At 45.2% G+C, this 14870-nt stretch carries 16 protein-coding genes; 7 read left to right on the forward strand and 9 right to left on the reverse strand.

Annotation, left to right across the window (positions count from 1 at the left end; all coding sequences use genetic code 11):
* Position 1: 1 nt before the first annotated feature.
* Positions 2-577: a ribonuclease H family protein gene (locus ACPW7J_RS00645; protein ID WP_202623906.1), complete on the reverse strand. Its 576-nt coding sequence runs from the start codon at positions 575-577 to the stop codon at positions 2-4.
* 159 nt (positions 578-736) lie between these two features.
* On the opposite strand from ACPW7J_RS00645, the gene ACPW7J_RS00650 reads away from it, so the two are divergent.
* Genes ACPW7J_RS00650 through ACPW7J_RS00660 form a run of 3 tightly spaced genes read left to right on the forward strand, consistent with a single transcriptional unit; the run spans position 737 to position 2307 of the window.
* On the forward strand, positions 737-1573 hold the full coding sequence (locus tag ACPW7J_RS00650) for an MBL fold metallo-hydrolase (protein WP_425755869.1): 837 nt from the start codon (positions 737-739) through the stop codon (positions 1571-1573).
* Positions 1574-1576: 3 nt separating this feature from the next.
* Complete coding sequence (rlmH, locus tag ACPW7J_RS00655) at positions 1577-2056, forward strand: 23S rRNA (pseudouridine(1915)-N(3))-methyltransferase RlmH (RefSeq protein ID WP_161873990.1); 480 nt, start codon at positions 1577-1579, stop codon at positions 2054-2056.
* Between the two features lie 29 nt (positions 2057-2085).
* Positions 2086-2307: a DUF6485 family protein gene (locus tag ACPW7J_RS00660; RefSeq protein WP_425755871.1), complete on the forward strand. Its 222-nt coding sequence runs from the start codon at positions 2086-2088 to the stop codon at positions 2305-2307.
* Positions 2308-2384: 77 nt separating this feature from the next.
* Here the strand turns inward: ACPW7J_RS00660 and ACPW7J_RS00665 are convergent, their stop codons facing one another.
* A complete protein-coding gene (locus tag ACPW7J_RS00665) occupies positions 2385-3071 on the reverse strand; it encodes an RraA family protein (protein WP_425755873.1) in 687 nt (228 codons plus the stop codon).
* A 1-nt stretch (position 3072) separates the two neighbouring features.
* Complete coding sequence (locus ACPW7J_RS00670; RefSeq protein ID WP_425755875.1) at positions 3073-4260, reverse strand: pyridoxal phosphate-dependent aminotransferase; 1188 nt, start codon at positions 4258-4260, stop codon at positions 3073-3075.
* 215 nt (positions 4261-4475) lie between these two features.
* Here ACPW7J_RS00670 and ACPW7J_RS00675 point away from each other — a divergent pair, with 215 nt between their 5' ends.
* On the forward strand, positions 4476-5840 hold the full coding sequence (locus ACPW7J_RS00675; protein WP_425755877.1) for a Na+/H+ antiporter NhaC family protein: 1365 nt from the start codon (positions 4476-4478) through the stop codon (positions 5838-5840).
* Positions 5840-7033, forward strand: a complete 1194-nt coding sequence (locus ACPW7J_RS00680; RefSeq protein WP_425755879.1) for an aminotransferase class V-fold PLP-dependent enzyme — start codon at positions 5840-5842, stop codon at positions 7031-7033. Before ACPW7J_RS00675 ends, ACPW7J_RS00680 begins: the two co-directional genes overlap by 1 nt.
* Before the next feature lie 232 nt (positions 7034-7265).
* Here the strand turns inward: ACPW7J_RS00680 and ACPW7J_RS00685 are convergent, their stop codons facing one another.
* The 3 genes from ACPW7J_RS00685 to ACPW7J_RS00695 form a co-directional block, all read right to left on the reverse strand.
* Complete coding sequence (locus ACPW7J_RS00685) at positions 7266-8132, reverse strand: LysR family transcriptional regulator (RefSeq protein ID WP_425755881.1); 867 nt, start codon at positions 8130-8132, stop codon at positions 7266-7268.
* Positions 8133-8134: 2 nt separating this feature from the next.
* Positions 8135-8785 carry a GntR family transcriptional regulator gene (locus ACPW7J_RS00690; RefSeq protein ID WP_425755883.1) on the reverse strand — a complete coding sequence of 217 codons (651 nt, stop codon included), beginning with the start codon at positions 8783-8785 and terminating at the stop codon, positions 8135-8137.
* Positions 8786-8907: 122 nt separating this feature from the next.
* Entirely contained in the window at positions 8908-9819 is a 912-nt protein-coding gene (locus ACPW7J_RS00695; protein ID WP_425755885.1) for a pseudouridine-5'-phosphate glycosidase, read from the reverse strand.
* 236 nt (positions 9820-10055) lie between these two features.
* On the opposite strand from ACPW7J_RS00695, the gene ACPW7J_RS00700 reads away from it, so the two are divergent.
* Positions 10056-10757, forward strand: a complete 702-nt coding sequence (locus ACPW7J_RS00700) for a helix-turn-helix domain-containing protein (protein WP_425755887.1) — start codon at positions 10056-10058, stop codon at positions 10755-10757.
* A gap of 8 nt (positions 10758-10765) precedes the next feature.
* On the opposite strand, the gene ACPW7J_RS00705 is transcribed toward ACPW7J_RS00700, so the two are convergent.
* From ACPW7J_RS00705 to ACPW7J_RS00715, 3 genes are all read right to left on the reverse strand, one after another.
* Positions 10766-11419 (reverse strand): potassium channel family protein, encoded by a 654-nt coding sequence (locus tag ACPW7J_RS00705; RefSeq protein ID WP_161873986.1) that lies wholly within the window; start codon positions 11417-11419, stop codon positions 10766-10768.
* Between the two features lie 47 nt (positions 11420-11466).
* Positions 11467-12807 (reverse strand): TrkH family potassium uptake protein, encoded by a 1341-nt coding sequence (locus ACPW7J_RS00710; RefSeq protein ID WP_425755889.1) that lies wholly within the window; start codon positions 12805-12807, stop codon positions 11467-11469.
* A 75-nt stretch (positions 12808-12882) separates the two neighbouring features.
* Positions 12883-13206, reverse strand: coding sequence for an ArsR/SmtB family transcription factor (locus tag ACPW7J_RS00715; RefSeq protein WP_161873984.1), 324 nt, complete (start codon positions 13204-13206; stop codon positions 12883-12885).
* A gap of 144 nt (positions 13207-13350) precedes the next feature.
* Between ACPW7J_RS00715 and ACPW7J_RS00720 the strand changes: the two genes are divergently transcribed.
* Positions 13351-14742: a sigma 54-interacting transcriptional regulator gene (locus ACPW7J_RS00720; RefSeq protein ID WP_161873983.1), complete on the forward strand. Its 1392-nt coding sequence runs from the start codon at positions 13351-13353 to the stop codon at positions 14740-14742.
* The last annotated feature ends 128 nt before the right edge of the window (positions 14743-14870 follow it).

Here is a 14870-nt window from a genome sequence, read left to right on the forward strand (position 1 = left end):
ATTACATTTCTCCTTTACTGTTATCTGAATTTCTTTCTATTACTCGGTCCATACCCATGTTTGCCAGAGCATCGGCCCGGTTGTTCATTTCCGTCACATATGCAAAATCATCATAGCTGAACCGGTCACCGTTCCAGCTGATAAATTTGTTGAATAAAGCGTCGGGATTTATGGATTTGCTGTTCAGGTTCACATGGCCCTTGACGCGGAAAAAGCGAACGTTGTGTTTGCGTACTAAAGCCAGTAATTCTTTCCAAAGATCCTGATTTTCTACAGATTTTTTCGCGGCGTTACGCCACTTATTCTTCTCCCAGCTTTCATACCACCTTTCTCGAAAACAGTTGGAAACATAAGCGCTGTCAGAAAAGACTTCTACCGTTTGTCCGTCTCGATTGAGCGCCCGAAAGCCTTCGATAACGGCGGTCAGCTCCATTCGGTTGTTCGTCGTATTTGCCTCGCCGCCGAAAATTTCTTTTTTATATTCGCCGAACTCCAGGATGCAGCCCCAACCTCCTGCGTTGGTATCACTTTGATTTCCGCGGCAGCCTCCGTCCGTATACATTCTCAAAATCGTCATAATTTCCCCCTTGTGTGTTTTTCCACATATTATTATGCCTTATTTTCCCGTAAAGTACAACGAAAAAATGCAGAAAGAGCCAGAATAATTCCGTGGAAAAGCAAAGAATACTGTGCTATGATAGATAGAGCGAAAACAAAACAGCAAAAGAGGTAACACATGTCATTGAAATTTTCTTCCTTCGCCAGCGGCAGTTCCGGCAACAGCTATCTGGTGAAAAGTGAAAATACAACCTTGTTGGTAGACGTAGGAATTACAGGAAAGCGCATTTTTGCCGCGCTTGCGGAGAAAAATATTGATCCTGCCGGTCTTGACGGCATTTTGATCACACATGAACACATTGATCATGTTCGAAGCCTGAGAATGATTGCAAAAAAAGCGACGAAAGCACGAGTTTACGCGTCAGGAGGTACTTTAGATGCCGTTGGCGGCAGCATTGCTTCGGGTCAGGAATATGTGGTTCGCAGTGGAGAACCCTGCGATATTGGAGATATCAGAGTGATACCCTTTGATCTCTCGCATGACGCCGCCGAGCCTAAGGGATACACATTTATCAGTGGAGGCCGCCGCCTGACCATCGTTACAGATACCGGATGCATTTCTCCGGAAATTGAAGAACATATTACAGCTGCCGATCTCTTGGTATTAGAAGCCAATCATGAAGTTAACATTCTCAAAATGGGATCATATCCTTACAACCTGAAAAGACGCATCTTAGGCGATCGCGGACATTTGTCCAACGAGACGGCGGGTGAGATACTTTGTGGTATGCTGCGCGCCCGTCATCAAAGGGCGTCTGTAGAAGGAAAAGCTAACGTCTTGGCGAGCGGTGTGCCGAAGGTGGTTCTGGCGCATCTCAGCAGAGAAAACAATACGCCGGGGCAGGCCTATTTGACGATACGCAATATCCTGTTTGAAGAGGATTTCTACATAGATAAAGATTTAACCCTGGCTATCGCGGATAGAGACGAGGCAGGGCCATTGATGGAAGTGTAAGTTATGAATATATCTGTTATTTGTATTGGAAAGTTGAAAGAAAAATATTGGAGTCAGGCGGTAGTTGAGTACAGTAAACGTCTTTCCAGCTATTGTAGTCTTCAGATTGTGGAATTGAAAGAAAGCAGGCTTCCCGATAAAGCAGGCGTCGCGGAGGAGTTAGCAGTAAAGCAGGCTGAGGGTGTTGAAATTCTAAAAAAAATAAAGGATAATATGTACGTGATTACATTAGAAGTACAGGGAAAAGAACTGTCTTCTGAGAAATTGGCTGGGAAAATCGAAGAACTGGGACTTTCCGGAAATAGCAATATTGCCTTTGTTATCGGAGGAAGCCTAGGGCTATCTCCCGATGTAAGTAAAAGAGCTGATTTTAAGTTGTCCTTTTCACCGATGACCTTTCCTCATCAAATGATGCGAGTGATTTTGTTAGAACAGATCTATAGGAGCTTTAAAATTATCCGCCATGAGACGTATCATAAATAAGAGAAGACAAGGAGATCAAGGAGGCATTTATGCATAAAACCGTAGAATTTTGTACCTGTACTGACAGAGAGTGTCCGTTTCATCCCGTAAATCATGATCAGGGGTGCACGCCTTGTATTGCGAAGAATCTGAAAGAGGGAGAAATACCAAGCTGTTTTTTTAATAGCGTAGATCCGATGAAAACAGCTGAACGGGGAAGGTACTCTCGTGGGGATTTTGTCAGAGTAGTTATGGACATGCAAGAAAAATAGGAGCTTATAAGGCAGAAAAAAGAGTTCACGAGACCTTTCAGAAGGTCATTTTGTGAACTCTTTGTGATTTTAAGTAATCAAGCTTTGTCAAAAAACTCGCAGCCCAGCGCCTGTAATTTTTCCATGACCCATGGGCGAATCAGAGTACCTGTTTCTTGAATGGTCTTTAGGGATTTGGCTTCGCCCGCCATGAGACCATGGACTTTTTCCAATATAGATGCTGCGTCGGAAGGTTTGATGAATACGATGCCGTCGGCGTCAGCGACTACAATATCGCCGGGAGAGACGGATCTGCCGCCGCAGTTTACAGTTGTATTGACTTCGCCGGGACCATTTTTCCATGGACCGTCAGGAATCACCGCTCTGGTATAGACAGGAAGTCCGGTGGCGGCGATGTCTTCTTTATCACGCATGGCGCCGTCTACAATAATGCCGGCAATTTTCTTTGTTAAAAGGTAATGAACCATAATTTCTCCGAAAATCGCGCGTTCTGTATAGCCGCCGGCGTCGATGACAATGACGTCGCCTTCTTTGACAAGATCCATGGCGTAGTGGAACATCAGATTATCGCCGGGCGCGACTTTCACTGTGAAAGCAGGTCCGACAAGACCGGCTTTTCCGATGGGCTTGATGGCGGAGTTTACCGCTGCCTGCCGTCCCATGCAGTCGTCCAGATTGGCGGCAGGAATACCGCGGAATTGTTCGATCAGTTCCTTGGATGGTCTTTCAAAATCGTTATATACTCTGCAGTTTACGTTGCCCATATTATTTACCTCCGTTCATTTTTCTGATTGCAGTATCCATGCGAGAAAGGGCTTCACGCAGATCGCTCTTTGCCGTAGCGAAGGACATACGGATGCAGCAGTCGCCGCCAAGACCGTAGGAATCTCCCGGAACTACCGCGACGCGTGCTTCATCCAGCAGATAGTCTGCGATTGCGAAACTGTCTTTGCCGTCCAGGTCTACCTTTGCCCATGCGTAAAACGCGCCTTGCGGCACGTGACAGGTTACGCCGGGGATGGCATTGAGCCCGTCCACAAAGAAATTCCGGCGGTGCAGGTAGCTTTCTGTCATCGCTTTGATATCCTGTTCACAGTCCAGCGCAGCCAGCGCGGCTTCCATGGAAAACTGACTGAGACAGCTGATGGCATGTTGGCTTAAAAGGGCGATGATGCGGATAATTGGCAGAGGCGCACATACGTAACCCAAACGCCAACCGGTCATAGCCGTGGATTTAGAAAAACCGTTAATGGTGACGACCCGGTCTGCAATTCGAGGGATCGACGCAAGGCTGACGCTTTTTGCACCATCGTAAACAATTCTCTCGTAAATTTCGTCTGCAATCAGGATCACGTCATGCTCTAACGCGAAATCCGCAAGGATTTCCGCTTCTTCCTGAGAGAGAATACAGCCGGTCGGATTGTTAGGATAGTTGACAATAATCGCGCGGGTTTTGTCAGAAACATGCTGCTCAAGTGCATCACGGGTGATTTTATAGTTATGTTCAAAATCCAGCGCCACATTGACAGGAACGGCGCCGGAAGCGGTTACAATAGGACCGTAGGAAACCCAGGCAGGATTGAGAATCATCACTTCGTCACCAGCTGCCGGCGTTACCAGCGCGCGAATGGTTTCGTAGATGGCAAATTTTCCGCCTGGTGCCATGATGATGTTTTCGGCAGCACATTGGATGCCGTTTTCCTCGTTTAATTTGCGGGCGATTCTTTCCCGGAGTGCAGGAAGTCCAAGCGCACCGTTATAATGGGTGTGGCCGCTGGCAATACCGCCAATGCCTGCGATTCGTGCCAGTGCCGGCGTATCAAAATCCGGTTCGCCGGTGGCAAGTGTGATGATATCGACGCCTTCTGCTTTTAGTTTTTTTGCTTTCTCGCTGACGGCAAGAGACGCTGAAGGCGGGATAGAAAGCAGTGTCTGATTAAAATAATAGTCCATAAAACTCCTCCTCGTAATCTGTTGCCCTCAGTGTATGCCCGCCGCATGAAAAAGTCCAATGAAAGGTTTTACTATTAAATAGAAATGAATTTTGTATTTAATAGCAAAAATCTGAGTTTTACAGATGAAACGGGGCAGATTATAATGAGCACATGAAAGAGCTCTGGATTCACTTAAAATTATGTCTTGAAATCATTTAAGGAGGTCCAATACAAATGGATGAAAAGAAAACAAAGGTGACCGCAGCATTTTACGGCGGCGCATTGGGACCGTGGATTCCTGTCATCATTATGATCGTCGGTATGATAATTGGTACTGTCATTGGCGGCGGCGGACTGACAAGATTCGCTATTATTACATTCGCTGCATTAATTGCAGGCTTTTTACTGGCAAAAGATAAGAAAAATTTCGGGGAAATTTGCTTTTCCGGTTTGAAAAACCATATGTTATCCATTTTAATCATTGCTTTTCTGATGGCTGGCGTTATGGGCCAGCTGCTCAGACAGAGCGGTCTGATTAACGCGTTAATTTACGTTGTGGGAGAACTGAATATGAGTGTCGGGCTGCTGCCGCTCATTGCGTTTCTAATCTGTGCAGTAATTTCTACTTCCTGTGGAACGTCTACCGGTTCTGCTGCAGCCGTTGCACCGCTTCTGATTCCGCTGTCGGCAGAATTGGGCTGCAATGTAGGTCTGATTTGCGGGGCAATCATTGCGGGTGCAATTTTTGGCGACAACCTGGCGCCGATTTCCGATACTACCATCGGCTCCGCGCTGACCCAAGAGGCGGCAGTAAAAGATGTTGTGCGCACGCGTTTGCCGTATTCTTTGATTGCAGGCGGATTATCGGCGGTATTGTTTGTCATATTCGGTATGAGAATGGATGTCAATACAACGATTCATATCGGTGCGGATGAAACAAATTTAAAGGCGCTTGCTATGCTGATTCTGCCGATTCTGATGATTGTCCTGATGAAAAAGGGACTGGATATCGTCGGCACATTGATCATTTGCAATGTGGTAGGCGTGGTGCTGGTACTGGCGCTCGGGTGCATTCCGCTCGGCACACTTCTGGACAATGAAGGACCAATTGGTGCAGGCCTTACGGGCATGATGGGTATCGTACTGTATGCCTTGCTGATTTTCCAGATTTTAGAGATCCTTAATGTCAGCGGCGCTTTTGACAGGCTGATGGCAGGACTAATCAAACTTTGCAAAACGCCTCGCTCTGGTGAGTTTGCCGGCATGGCGATGACAGCAGTTACCACAATTTGTGCCGGCGGCAGTTCTCCGGCTATCATTTTCTGCGGACCGCTGGTGCGTAATGTGGCAAAAAACTTTGGTATAGAAAAGACCAGAGGCGCTAATATTTTAGACGGAACATCCTGCGGTGTTTCAGGGCTTCTGCCATACGGAACCTGTATTATGCTGTGCATGAACTTTACCCAGGGATTGGTTCCGGAAGACTTTTCTTTCCTGGATATCATTCCATACAGCTTCCACAGTATGTTCCTGTTGTTACTGTTCTTCTTTAGTATTTTGACAGGGATCGGAAGACGATTTGAGAAGGAATCGAAATAATGAAAAACGGATATATTTATCTGGACAATGCAGGAACTTCGATACCGCATGAAACAGTAAAGGAAGCGGCAACAGAGTATGTTAAGCTGCTGAAAGAGCCTGCATTGCTTAATCGCAGGCAAGCTGATATATTATCTGATGCAAGAAGAGCTGCAGCTGCATTTTTGAATTGTGAAAACGATGAAATTGCGCTGGTTCGCAGCACATCCCAAGCTTTGGGTACGCTTGCCTGCAGTCTGCCGCTGAAGCGGGGACAAAATGTGCTAATCTGTGATTTAGAATATCAGGCGTCAACCGCCTGCTGGCATCCGAGAGTAGAGCGAGACGGGGTTGAACTGCGTTGCGTTAAGACGCAGAACGGTCGTGTTACAGCAGAAGATTTTGCCCGGTATATAGATGAAAACACAAAAGTAATTCTACTGGCTTCCGTGCAGGAAATCAACGGATTTCGTGCGGATATACAGGAAATTAGCAGGTTGGCAAAGAAGCATCATTGCTATTTCCTGGTGGACGGTATTCAGGAGGCTGGCGCACTTCAGGTAGATGTAAAAGCGCTGGGCATGGATATTTACTGTGCTGGCGGCAAGAAATGGATTGGAAATCCATTTGGATGTGGGTTTATGTACATACGGAAAGAACTTCTTTCGCAAGTGCAGCCGCCATATTATTCTTATATGGATATACGCCTGGAAGAAGGAGTCCCTTTTGATGTAGAGGCATACATCGCTTATTTAGAAAGTCCCGTCAGACATCCTTTTGACAAAGTTCATTTCGCAAAAACTGCTGATGTGTTTGAAGCCGGAGGCTATGATAATTATGTGGGAGCGTTGGGACTTTATAAAGCGCTACAGCATCTGATGGATATGGGGATGGAAGCGGTGGAACGACAGATTCTTGGACTGCGCAGAAGACTGCTGACGGGGCTAAAACAGATGAATGTGCTAGTTACAAGTCCGGAAGAAGAAAGCAGCGGCTCTGCAATTGTATCGTTCAGTTTGCATGATCTGGCAGACTGCGATGTGAGCAGAGAACGGGCGCTTGTTTCTTACTTGAAAAGTCAGGGAATACAGGTTTCCTTGCGATGTACAGCAGGAACAGGCGGTATCAGAGTGTCGCCGCATTATTACAATCGTGAGGTGGAAATCGATATTTTTCTGGAAACGGTAAAACATTGGCTTAAAAAAGAATTATAATACAAGATATTAAAAACGGACGTATCACAGAATTTTTCGCTGTACGTCCGTTTTTTTTTATTATGTAGGAAATATCGATTTTCGATATTTCCGGAATATCAACGTATGCTCCGCATACTCCTCCGCGAATGATATTCGCTTCGCTGTCCGTTTCGCCTGACCGCGCGCTTTGCTTGCGGGGCGAAAAGGCAAGAAAGTCTACCTTTGCGTAGAATCGGCGCAGCCGACTTTCTTAATAGAAATATTTTTTGACCAGTTCTGCAAGCTGCCGCGGAATTGCCTGATGCATCGTGAGATAGCAGGGCATCTGCGGGGCAGGCTCCTTGATCGAATAAATGTGATAATCGGGCAGATTTTCGAAGATTTCGGTGCTGGCCCTTGGAATCATACACCAGCCGCCAGCCGGCATGGCGTTTGCGATCATCGTTGGGGAGTCGACCAGCATGTAATAGGGCATATCTGCGCCGAAAGTCTTCCGGTAAAAGTCGCCTGCGACCGGATTATCAAAGGAAACGCCTTTGATTAAAATAGCTTTCTCTGGCAAGAGGGTGGCAGGATCAATTTCTCCAGAATCTCTAGGTATATCGGTACGTTCGATGATGACCATGGGAAAGGTATCGATTTCTTCTGTGATTAACCGCGCATCCTCTTTTTCTGAGCGAAAATATCCCAGGCCGATGTCCGCATCTCTGCGCAGAATTTGTTCCGGAATTTCGTTAGAATTGCAGGTGCTTACGGAAAGCTGCACCGAAGGCTCGCTTTCAGCGATCAAATTATATACCGGTGAAAAAACGGAATTGACACTGGAGGGCGCTGTAATGCGAAGCTGCAGTTTTTCCACATTGCTGCGAAAGGCTTCTACCTTGCGGCTGACCTCCATCCATTCTCTGGCGATGGGCAGAAAGGCTTCGCCGCGCAGCGTCAGAGAAATGTTAGACAGCCCTTTCTTTCGGACAATCAGCGTTGTACCCAGTTCTGCCTCCAGAGATTTTAGTCGGTAACTGAGCGCTGATTGGGAGACAAACAGGCTTTCTGCAGCTTTTGTGATATTTTTTTGTTCTACGATGGCTAAAAAAGCCTCAATCTGTTTATATTCCATAATTATTTCATCACGTCGTAAGAAGCATATGCGGGTGTCCAATGCGTTTGGGATAAAAATCGGAAAAGCCCCTCTTTGTCCTTTGTCTGAAACAGGCGTAAAATTTCACGGTGTTCATCGTTTGTAGCGTGGAGAACCTCTTTGGCGTTTTGATGTGTAGCTTCGCTGTAAGTTTTTTTCAGAAGCTTGTTCTTAGACTTTGCAATCGTATCAATCAGGGCATTGTTGCCGCATTTATCAATATAAAGCTGGTGGAAAGAAACCTGTTGTTTATGATACATATCATAATTACCAGACCTGATAGCCAGATCCATAGCTTCAATATAAAATGACAGATCCGCGTAATCCTGTTCGGTTAGCGCGTTACAGGCTAGATTTGCAGCATATCCGTCAAGAATGCCGATGACGGAATACAATTCACGTACATCCTTTTCCGATATTGAGCGGATTAGAAATCCACGGCGCGCTTTATTTTCCAGAATGCCCTCGGCAGATAATTGAATCAGCGCCTCTCTCACTGGAGTACGGCTGATATTCAATTCCTCACATATGATATTTTCGTTGATTCTCTGGTCAGGTATTAGATTGCCCTCGCGAATCTGCGCGGCAATATATTCGTATACGTGATCCTTTAAGGTCTTAAATCTTTCCATGTAAGCGTTCTCCTTAGTTCTCTATAGTATATAATATATCTCATGAAAGCTTATTCCGTCAACTTAAATTCATATGGTGAATTAGAAAAGATGCGGCCCTTCGAACCGCATCCTTATTTCTTTTATAGCTTTGTATATTCAACTGCAATACGGGCTGCTTTTCTCGCGTTGTGATAAGCCAGCTGCAGATTTGACGCCAGAGATACGCCTTCGGTGTAATCCTTGATATGAGCCAGAAGATAGGGGGTAGTAGCTTTGCCGCGAATACCATCTTTCTTTGCAGATTCAATGGCTCGTTCAATAACTGCGTTCATTTCATCGAAGTCCAGTTCATATTCTGCAGGAATCGGATTTGCGATGACAGCTCCGCCCTTTAGTCCCAATTCCCATTTGGTTTTCATGATTTTAGCAGCAGTAGCTTCGTCAGACGCATTGAAATCAACTTCGAAACCGCTCTTACGGCAATAAAAAGCGGGGAAGTCGTCAGTTTCCAGTCCAATGACAGGAACGCCCATCGTTTCTAAATATTCCAGTGTAAGGCCGATGTCCAGAAGGCTCTTTGCACCTGCACAGATAACGGCTACCTGGGTGTTTGCCAGTTCCTGCAGATCAGCGGAAATATCCATGGTGGTTTCTGCTCCTCTGTGTACGCCGCCGATACCGCCTGTGGCAAAGAAACGAATACCTGCAAGCTCTGCCAGCATCATGGTAGTGGCTACGGTAGTGGCGCCTACCATGCCGGTTGCTACGTAAGTAGCTACGTCACGACGGCTGACCTTGCCTACATTCTCAGCCTTACACATGATTTTCAGCTGTTCGCTGGTCAGACCTACGCATAGCTTACCGTCGATGATGGCTGTTGTTGCAGGAATAGCGCCTTCTTCTCTTACAATTTCTTCTACCTTATGAGAGAACTCCAGATTTTCGGGATATGGCATACCGTGAGACAGAATCGTAGACTCTAATGCTACGATAGGTTTGTCCGCGGCTAGAGCCTCTCGAATTTCCGGTGCAATGGATAGATATTTGTTCATGTTGATACCTCTCTTTATCTTAAAATCTTAACATTTGCGGTTTTATATTCATGTTTTCTGCAGACAGATAATGTACGACGCGGCTTTTGCGTCACTCGGTTTATAATATCTCCTCGTATATATCTTTAGTATGTTGTTTTTTCTGTGATTTTAGTATAGCAGAGGTCATTGCGAAAAAATAGGACATATGGCATAATATCTATAAGTAAGTTTTGTGAGACCAAGGAGGATGATGAATGGAAATTACGGATAAAAAGCAGAAGGATACAATTTTAAAGAAGTATTGTATAGAACGCTTTTTTTCGACAGCAGTGTGGCAGGCGTTAAAGGGCAGTCTGGAGATACATAGCTTTCGCAAAGGTGAATATATTTGTGAGGATCGTAAATCACCGAGACGATTGTATTTTCTTGTAAAGGGAAGAGTCAAATTATCCATGATCCACTTAGATGGCAATATTACTGTAGCACAGTATTTCGAGCCGATCAGTCTCCTGGGAGAATTGGAATTGTTGGGTATTCGCCGGCAAGCTCAGACGATTCAGACTGTGACGGATGTGATTTGTATTGGGCTGCCCTTTGACGTTTGTGAAAGTATATTGCTGTCAGATTCTGTTTTTCTGCAGAATCTAAGCCGGTTTTTGGCCGAAAAAATGCTTCGAGGTATGGAGAGGCTGGCAGCGACGCAAAGCTATTGCCTGGAGGATAGATTGGCGGCATATTTGTTGGAGGCGGAAGAAGAAAACGCCGCTGATATGGATGGATGGATGAAAATACGGCTGACTGATCTGGCGCAGTATTTAGGATGCAGCTACCGCCACCTGTCGCGGGTTATCGCACAGTTCGTTCAGGCAGGCTTGATAGAGAAGGAACGGGTTCGTCTAAGGATTTCTAATAAAGCGGCGCTGCAGCAAAGAGTAGAGCAGATGGAAACAGAGTAGCTGTCAGCCTATAGATCTTTTTGAATCAGCTGATGGAAGTTTTTCATATCGCCGGCTACGATTAGGTGCTGATCCGCGGCGAAATAATAATCGCCGTTGTCTAAAGGCATGATGAGATCGTGATATTTGTAGGCGATAATATTAACATGATAGTTTTTGCGTACGTTAATATCGGTCAAACTCCGCCCGATCCAGCCAGCAGGCGGTTCGATTTCGAAGATGCCATAGTGTTCACTTAGTTCTACATAATCAAAGGCTCGCTGCGCGCTGTACTTCATGGCGGTACGGAAGGCCATATCACGTTCCGGATAGATCACGTTGTCAGCTCCGTTGGAGAGCAGAAATTTAACGTGTATATCCTGATTGACTTTGGTTATTACCTTTTTCGCACCCAACTCTTTCAGCGTCATAGTAATGATCATAGAAGCTTCCAGATCATGGCTGATACAGACAAAGCACAGGTCAAAGTTCGATACGCCCAGTTCTTTTAAGACTATTTCATCTGTACAGTCTCCGATCTGTGCGGCAGTGGCGATAGGCGCTAGCTTATTAACTGCATTTTCATCGATATCGATAACCATGACCTCATTTCCTAAATTAGAAAGATTGGTGGCAAGATGACGGCCGAAGCGGCCTAAGCCTATAACTAAAACAGATCTCATATAAGTTTTCCTCCTGATAAAATATAATAATTCCCTGCGGACATAAATTAGCCCAGCGTAATATTTTCTTTGGGGTAGCTGATCTTTGGAATGATTTTTCGCCGGACTATGGCCATAGCGACAGTAATACTGCCTAATCTGCCGCTGTACATCAGGATGATGAGACAAAGCTTTGAAAAGCTACTCAGATTCGGAGTAATTCCCATGGTCAGGCCGACCGTACCCATGGCGGACAACGACTCAAAAAGACAGCTTTCTGAGGTTAATCCCGGATTATCCAGCATAAGACAGAGGCTGCAGGCTAAAACCACTAAGGTATAAAGCGCTATGTTAGAAAAGGCTTTCCTCTGCGCGTCGTCATCAAGTCTTCTGTGGAAAATGCTTAGATCTCGATAGTGTTTCGCAGAAGAATAGATAGCCAGCAGCAGCGTTACAAAGGTGGTTACTTTAATGCCGCCTCCCGTAGAGCCGGGGCCCGCGCCGATGAACATGAGCAGCATGGTGATAAAGCGGCCTGCCGTTGTCATATCGGTATAGTTGACAGAATTAAATCCAGCGGTTCTGGGAGAGACGGAGGCAAAGAACGCGTTAAGAACCTTTTCTCCAGCGCTCATCTGATCAAGAGAATGATGCTGCTCTATGAAGAAGAACGCCGTAGCGCCAAGAAGGATAAGGGCTGCCGTAAATGTAATCATAATTTTAGAGTGAAGTCCATATTCACGAAAGCGCAGACGATGTTCGATTACATCGCTTAAGACAATAAATCCAATACCGCCAATAATAATCAGAGACATAATTGTAATTTGCAAAAGCCAGTCTTCTTGAAAACCTGTCAGTGAGCTCAGAGGCTGCCAACGACCCATTAAGTCAAATCCCGCATTGCAGAAAGCGGATATGGCGTGAAATATGCCATACCAGATACCCTGGGCAACGCCTAGTTTTGGAATGAATCGAATTGAAATAATGATCGCGCCGGTACCTTCAAAAAACAGAGTGCACAGGAGCATTCTTCGGATAAGGCGCACCACGCCTCCTATATGGGACGTACCCACGGATTCCATTAAAACGGATCTCTGAAAGATACCTATCCTGCTGCCCAACAGAAATGAAAAGGTCATGGCTATTCCCATAAAACCAAGACCTCCGATTTGGATAAGTACGATAATGATAAATTGTCCTAAAAAGTTAAACTGTGAAAAAATATCGTAGATAGTAAGCCCTGTTACACAGGTTGCGGATGTTGCCGTAAAGAGACTGTCAATAAAAGGCAGGGCGCTTCCGTTCTTGCTGCATAGCGGTAAAGACAGGAGAATACTTCCTGTCAGAATGATCAGCGCAAACCCACTGGATAAGATTTGCACCGGACTGAATCCAATTTTTTGTAGCATAAAAAATCTCCCCTGATTCTCAATATCCTTATGGAGGTTTTGCCTCCGCCACGGAATCGCGCTTAGGAGACTCCCCTATAGTATAGAGTATTTTTTGGTAATGTCAATATACTGCATTAATATTCCCAGATTAGCGTAATAATATGAGAATTTATCCTTTTTTTTCACCTCGATCAACCCCGATTCGACAAGCTTTTTCATATGTTGTGAGATGGTCGCCTGTGCATAATCAAAGGCGGCTACCAGATCCTTATTGCAGACGGTTTCCATGGTCTTATTGCACTGCATGATGTGGCGGAACAACTTTAACCGGACAGGGTGCGCAAGGGCGTCAGAGACTCTGGCTATCATTTCTATATCTTTTTCTTCAAATGTATCTCGTGTTTTTCTGATTCTCATTTGCATTCCTCTTGTAATAAATCGTCAAATAACAATATACAACAAACGACAAAATTTTTCAATGAAAATATACATGCAAAAATATTTGCATACAACCGGGGAACGTGATACAATGGAGTTAAATTACAATAGGAGGTGGCCGCATTGGATAGTGCAGGATATAAAAAAATCATAGAGGAGTTAATTAAGCTGATCGATGCGGGCATTTATGTAGTTGATCAGGACGGAGTCGGTCTGTTTTACAATAACGCAATGGCAGCGATGGAACAGATCAATGTAGACGATGTTCTGGGCAAAGAGTTTCATAAGGCTTTTCCGGGTGTCAAATTGGATGAAAGCACCATGTATCAGGCTCTGAAAAAAAACGTTGCTACTCGTAACAAGCAACAGTCATATACGAATTTATATGGTAAAACCATTACTACTATTAACAGTACAGTGCCAGTTATAGAAGATGGTAAAACGATTGCGGCGGTGGAAGTCGCCAAAGACATTACAAATATTCGGTCTATGAGCGACACTATTTTGGAACTGCAGGAAAAGAAAATGGAGAAGTATCCGGTGCAGCCGAAAATTCGCCGATATCACTTTGATGATCTTGCAGGGACGAATCCGCGGTTTAAAGCAGTGGTAGAGCGCGCGAAAAGAGCTGCAGACAACGACGCGTCTGTTTTTATCTACGGTGAGACGGGCACTGGTAAGGAATTATTTTCGCAGAGCATTCACTATGGCGGCAGCCGGAAGAATAAACCTTTTCTGGCGCAGAACTGCGCGGCGCTTCCAGCCTCTTTGCTGGAGGGTATTTTGTTCGGTACGGCGAAGGGGGGCTTTACCGGAGCTGTCGATAGGGCGGGACTCTTTGAACAGGCCAATGGTGGAACGCTTTTATTGGATGAAATCAGCGCGATGCCTTACGATTTGCAGTCAAAATTACTGCGCGTTTTGCAGGAGGATTATATTCGCAGAGTAGGAGGGACAAAGGATATCCCTATTGACGTGCGCATTATCGCTACGGTAAATGAACCGCCGGAAAAGCTGATTGAGGATGGATTGCTGAGAAAGGATTTGTATTACCGCCTTAATGTAGTCAGTCTGGCAATTCCGCCGCTGCGCAGCCGTTTGGATGATATACCAGCGTTAACGGCCAGATTTTTGGAAAAGCACAACGAACGATTTGGCAAGGCCATCTGGATGCTGTCTGACGACGCGGTACGCAGGCTTAGCGAGTATGATTATCCAGGCAATGTCAGAGAGTTGGAAAACATCATTATGCAGTCAGTGGCTATGGCCGGACCGGAGCATGTATTGACGGAGAAGATGCTGCAGATGCCTATGCAAATACAGGCGATCGGCGCTGATGTTGAAAAGTGGGATCGCAAAGGGCCGTTGGACGAGTATTTGGCTAATTTAGAAGAAGAAATTATTCGCGAAGTAATGATAATAGAAGGAGGGAATATTTCACGAACAGCGGAGGTATTGAAGATTAAGAGACAGACGCTGCAGCATAAATTGAAGAAATATGGCATAAAAGGGTGAAAAGAGCAAATATTTTTGCAGCGTAAATGCAAAAATATTTGCATATGATAGATGAATATGGAGAAATAATGTAAGCGTAATTTTAAAAATAAGAATAAATTGGTGGATTCTATCAAAAAATATGAAGG

The organism is Ihubacter sp. rT4E-8 (genome assembly GCF_049852125.1).
In the GTDB taxonomy this organism is placed as follows: domain Bacteria; phylum Bacillota; class Clostridia; order Peptostreptococcales; family Anaerovoracaceae; genus Senimuribacter.

What these genes read in the sequence shown, in the direction of transcription:
- ACPW7J_RS00645 (WP_202623906.1), bottom strand. Translation starts at nt 577, where the DNA reads ATGACGATTTTGAGAATGTATACGGACGGAGGCTGCCGCGGAAATCAA.
- ACPW7J_RS00650 (WP_425755869.1), top strand. Translation starts at nt 737, where the DNA reads ATGTCATTGAAATTTTCTTCCTTCGCCAGCGGCAGTTCCGGCAACAGC.
- rlmH (WP_161873990.1), top strand. Translation starts at nt 1,577, where the DNA reads ATGAATATATCTGTTATTTGTATTGGAAAGTTGAAAGAAAAATATTGG.
- ACPW7J_RS00660 (WP_425755871.1), top strand. Translation starts at nt 2,086, where the DNA reads ATGCATAAAACCGTAGAATTTTGTACCTGTACTGACAGAGAGTGTCCG.
- ACPW7J_RS00665 (WP_425755873.1), bottom strand. Translation starts at nt 3,071, where the DNA reads ATGGGCAACGTAAACTGCAGAGTATATAACGATTTTGAAAGACCATCC.
- ACPW7J_RS00670 (WP_425755875.1), bottom strand. Translation starts at nt 4,260, where the DNA reads ATGGACTATTATTTTAATCAGACACTGCTTTCTATCCCGCCTTCAGCG.
- ACPW7J_RS00675 (WP_425755877.1), top strand. Translation starts at nt 4,476, where the DNA reads ATGGATGAAAAGAAAACAAAGGTGACCGCAGCATTTTACGGCGGCGCA.
- ACPW7J_RS00680 (WP_425755879.1), top strand. Translation starts at nt 5,840, where the DNA reads ATGAAAAACGGATATATTTATCTGGACAATGCAGGAACTTCGATACCG.
- ACPW7J_RS00685 (WP_425755881.1), bottom strand. Translation starts at nt 8,132, where the DNA reads ATGGAATATAAACAGATTGAGGCTTTTTTAGCCATCGTAGAACAAAAA.
- ACPW7J_RS00690 (WP_425755883.1), bottom strand. Translation starts at nt 8,785, where the DNA reads ATGGAAAGATTTAAGACCTTAAAGGATCACGTATACGAATATATTGCC.
- ACPW7J_RS00695 (WP_425755885.1), bottom strand. Translation starts at nt 9,819, where the DNA reads ATGAACAAATATCTATCCATTGCACCGGAAATTCGAGAGGCTCTAGCC.
- ACPW7J_RS00700 (WP_425755887.1), top strand. Translation starts at nt 10,056, where the DNA reads ATGGAAATTACGGATAAAAAGCAGAAGGATACAATTTTAAAGAAGTAT.
- ACPW7J_RS00705 (WP_161873986.1), bottom strand. Translation starts at nt 11,419, where the DNA reads ATGAGATCTGTTTTAGTTATAGGCTTAGGCCGCTTCGGCCGTCATCTT.
- ACPW7J_RS00710 (WP_425755889.1), bottom strand. Translation starts at nt 12,807, where the DNA reads ATGCTACAAAAAATTGGATTCAGTCCGGTGCAAATCTTATCCAGTGGG.
- ACPW7J_RS00715 (WP_161873984.1), bottom strand. Translation starts at nt 13,206, where the DNA reads ATGAGAATCAGAAAAACACGAGATACATTTGAAGAAAAAGATATAGAA.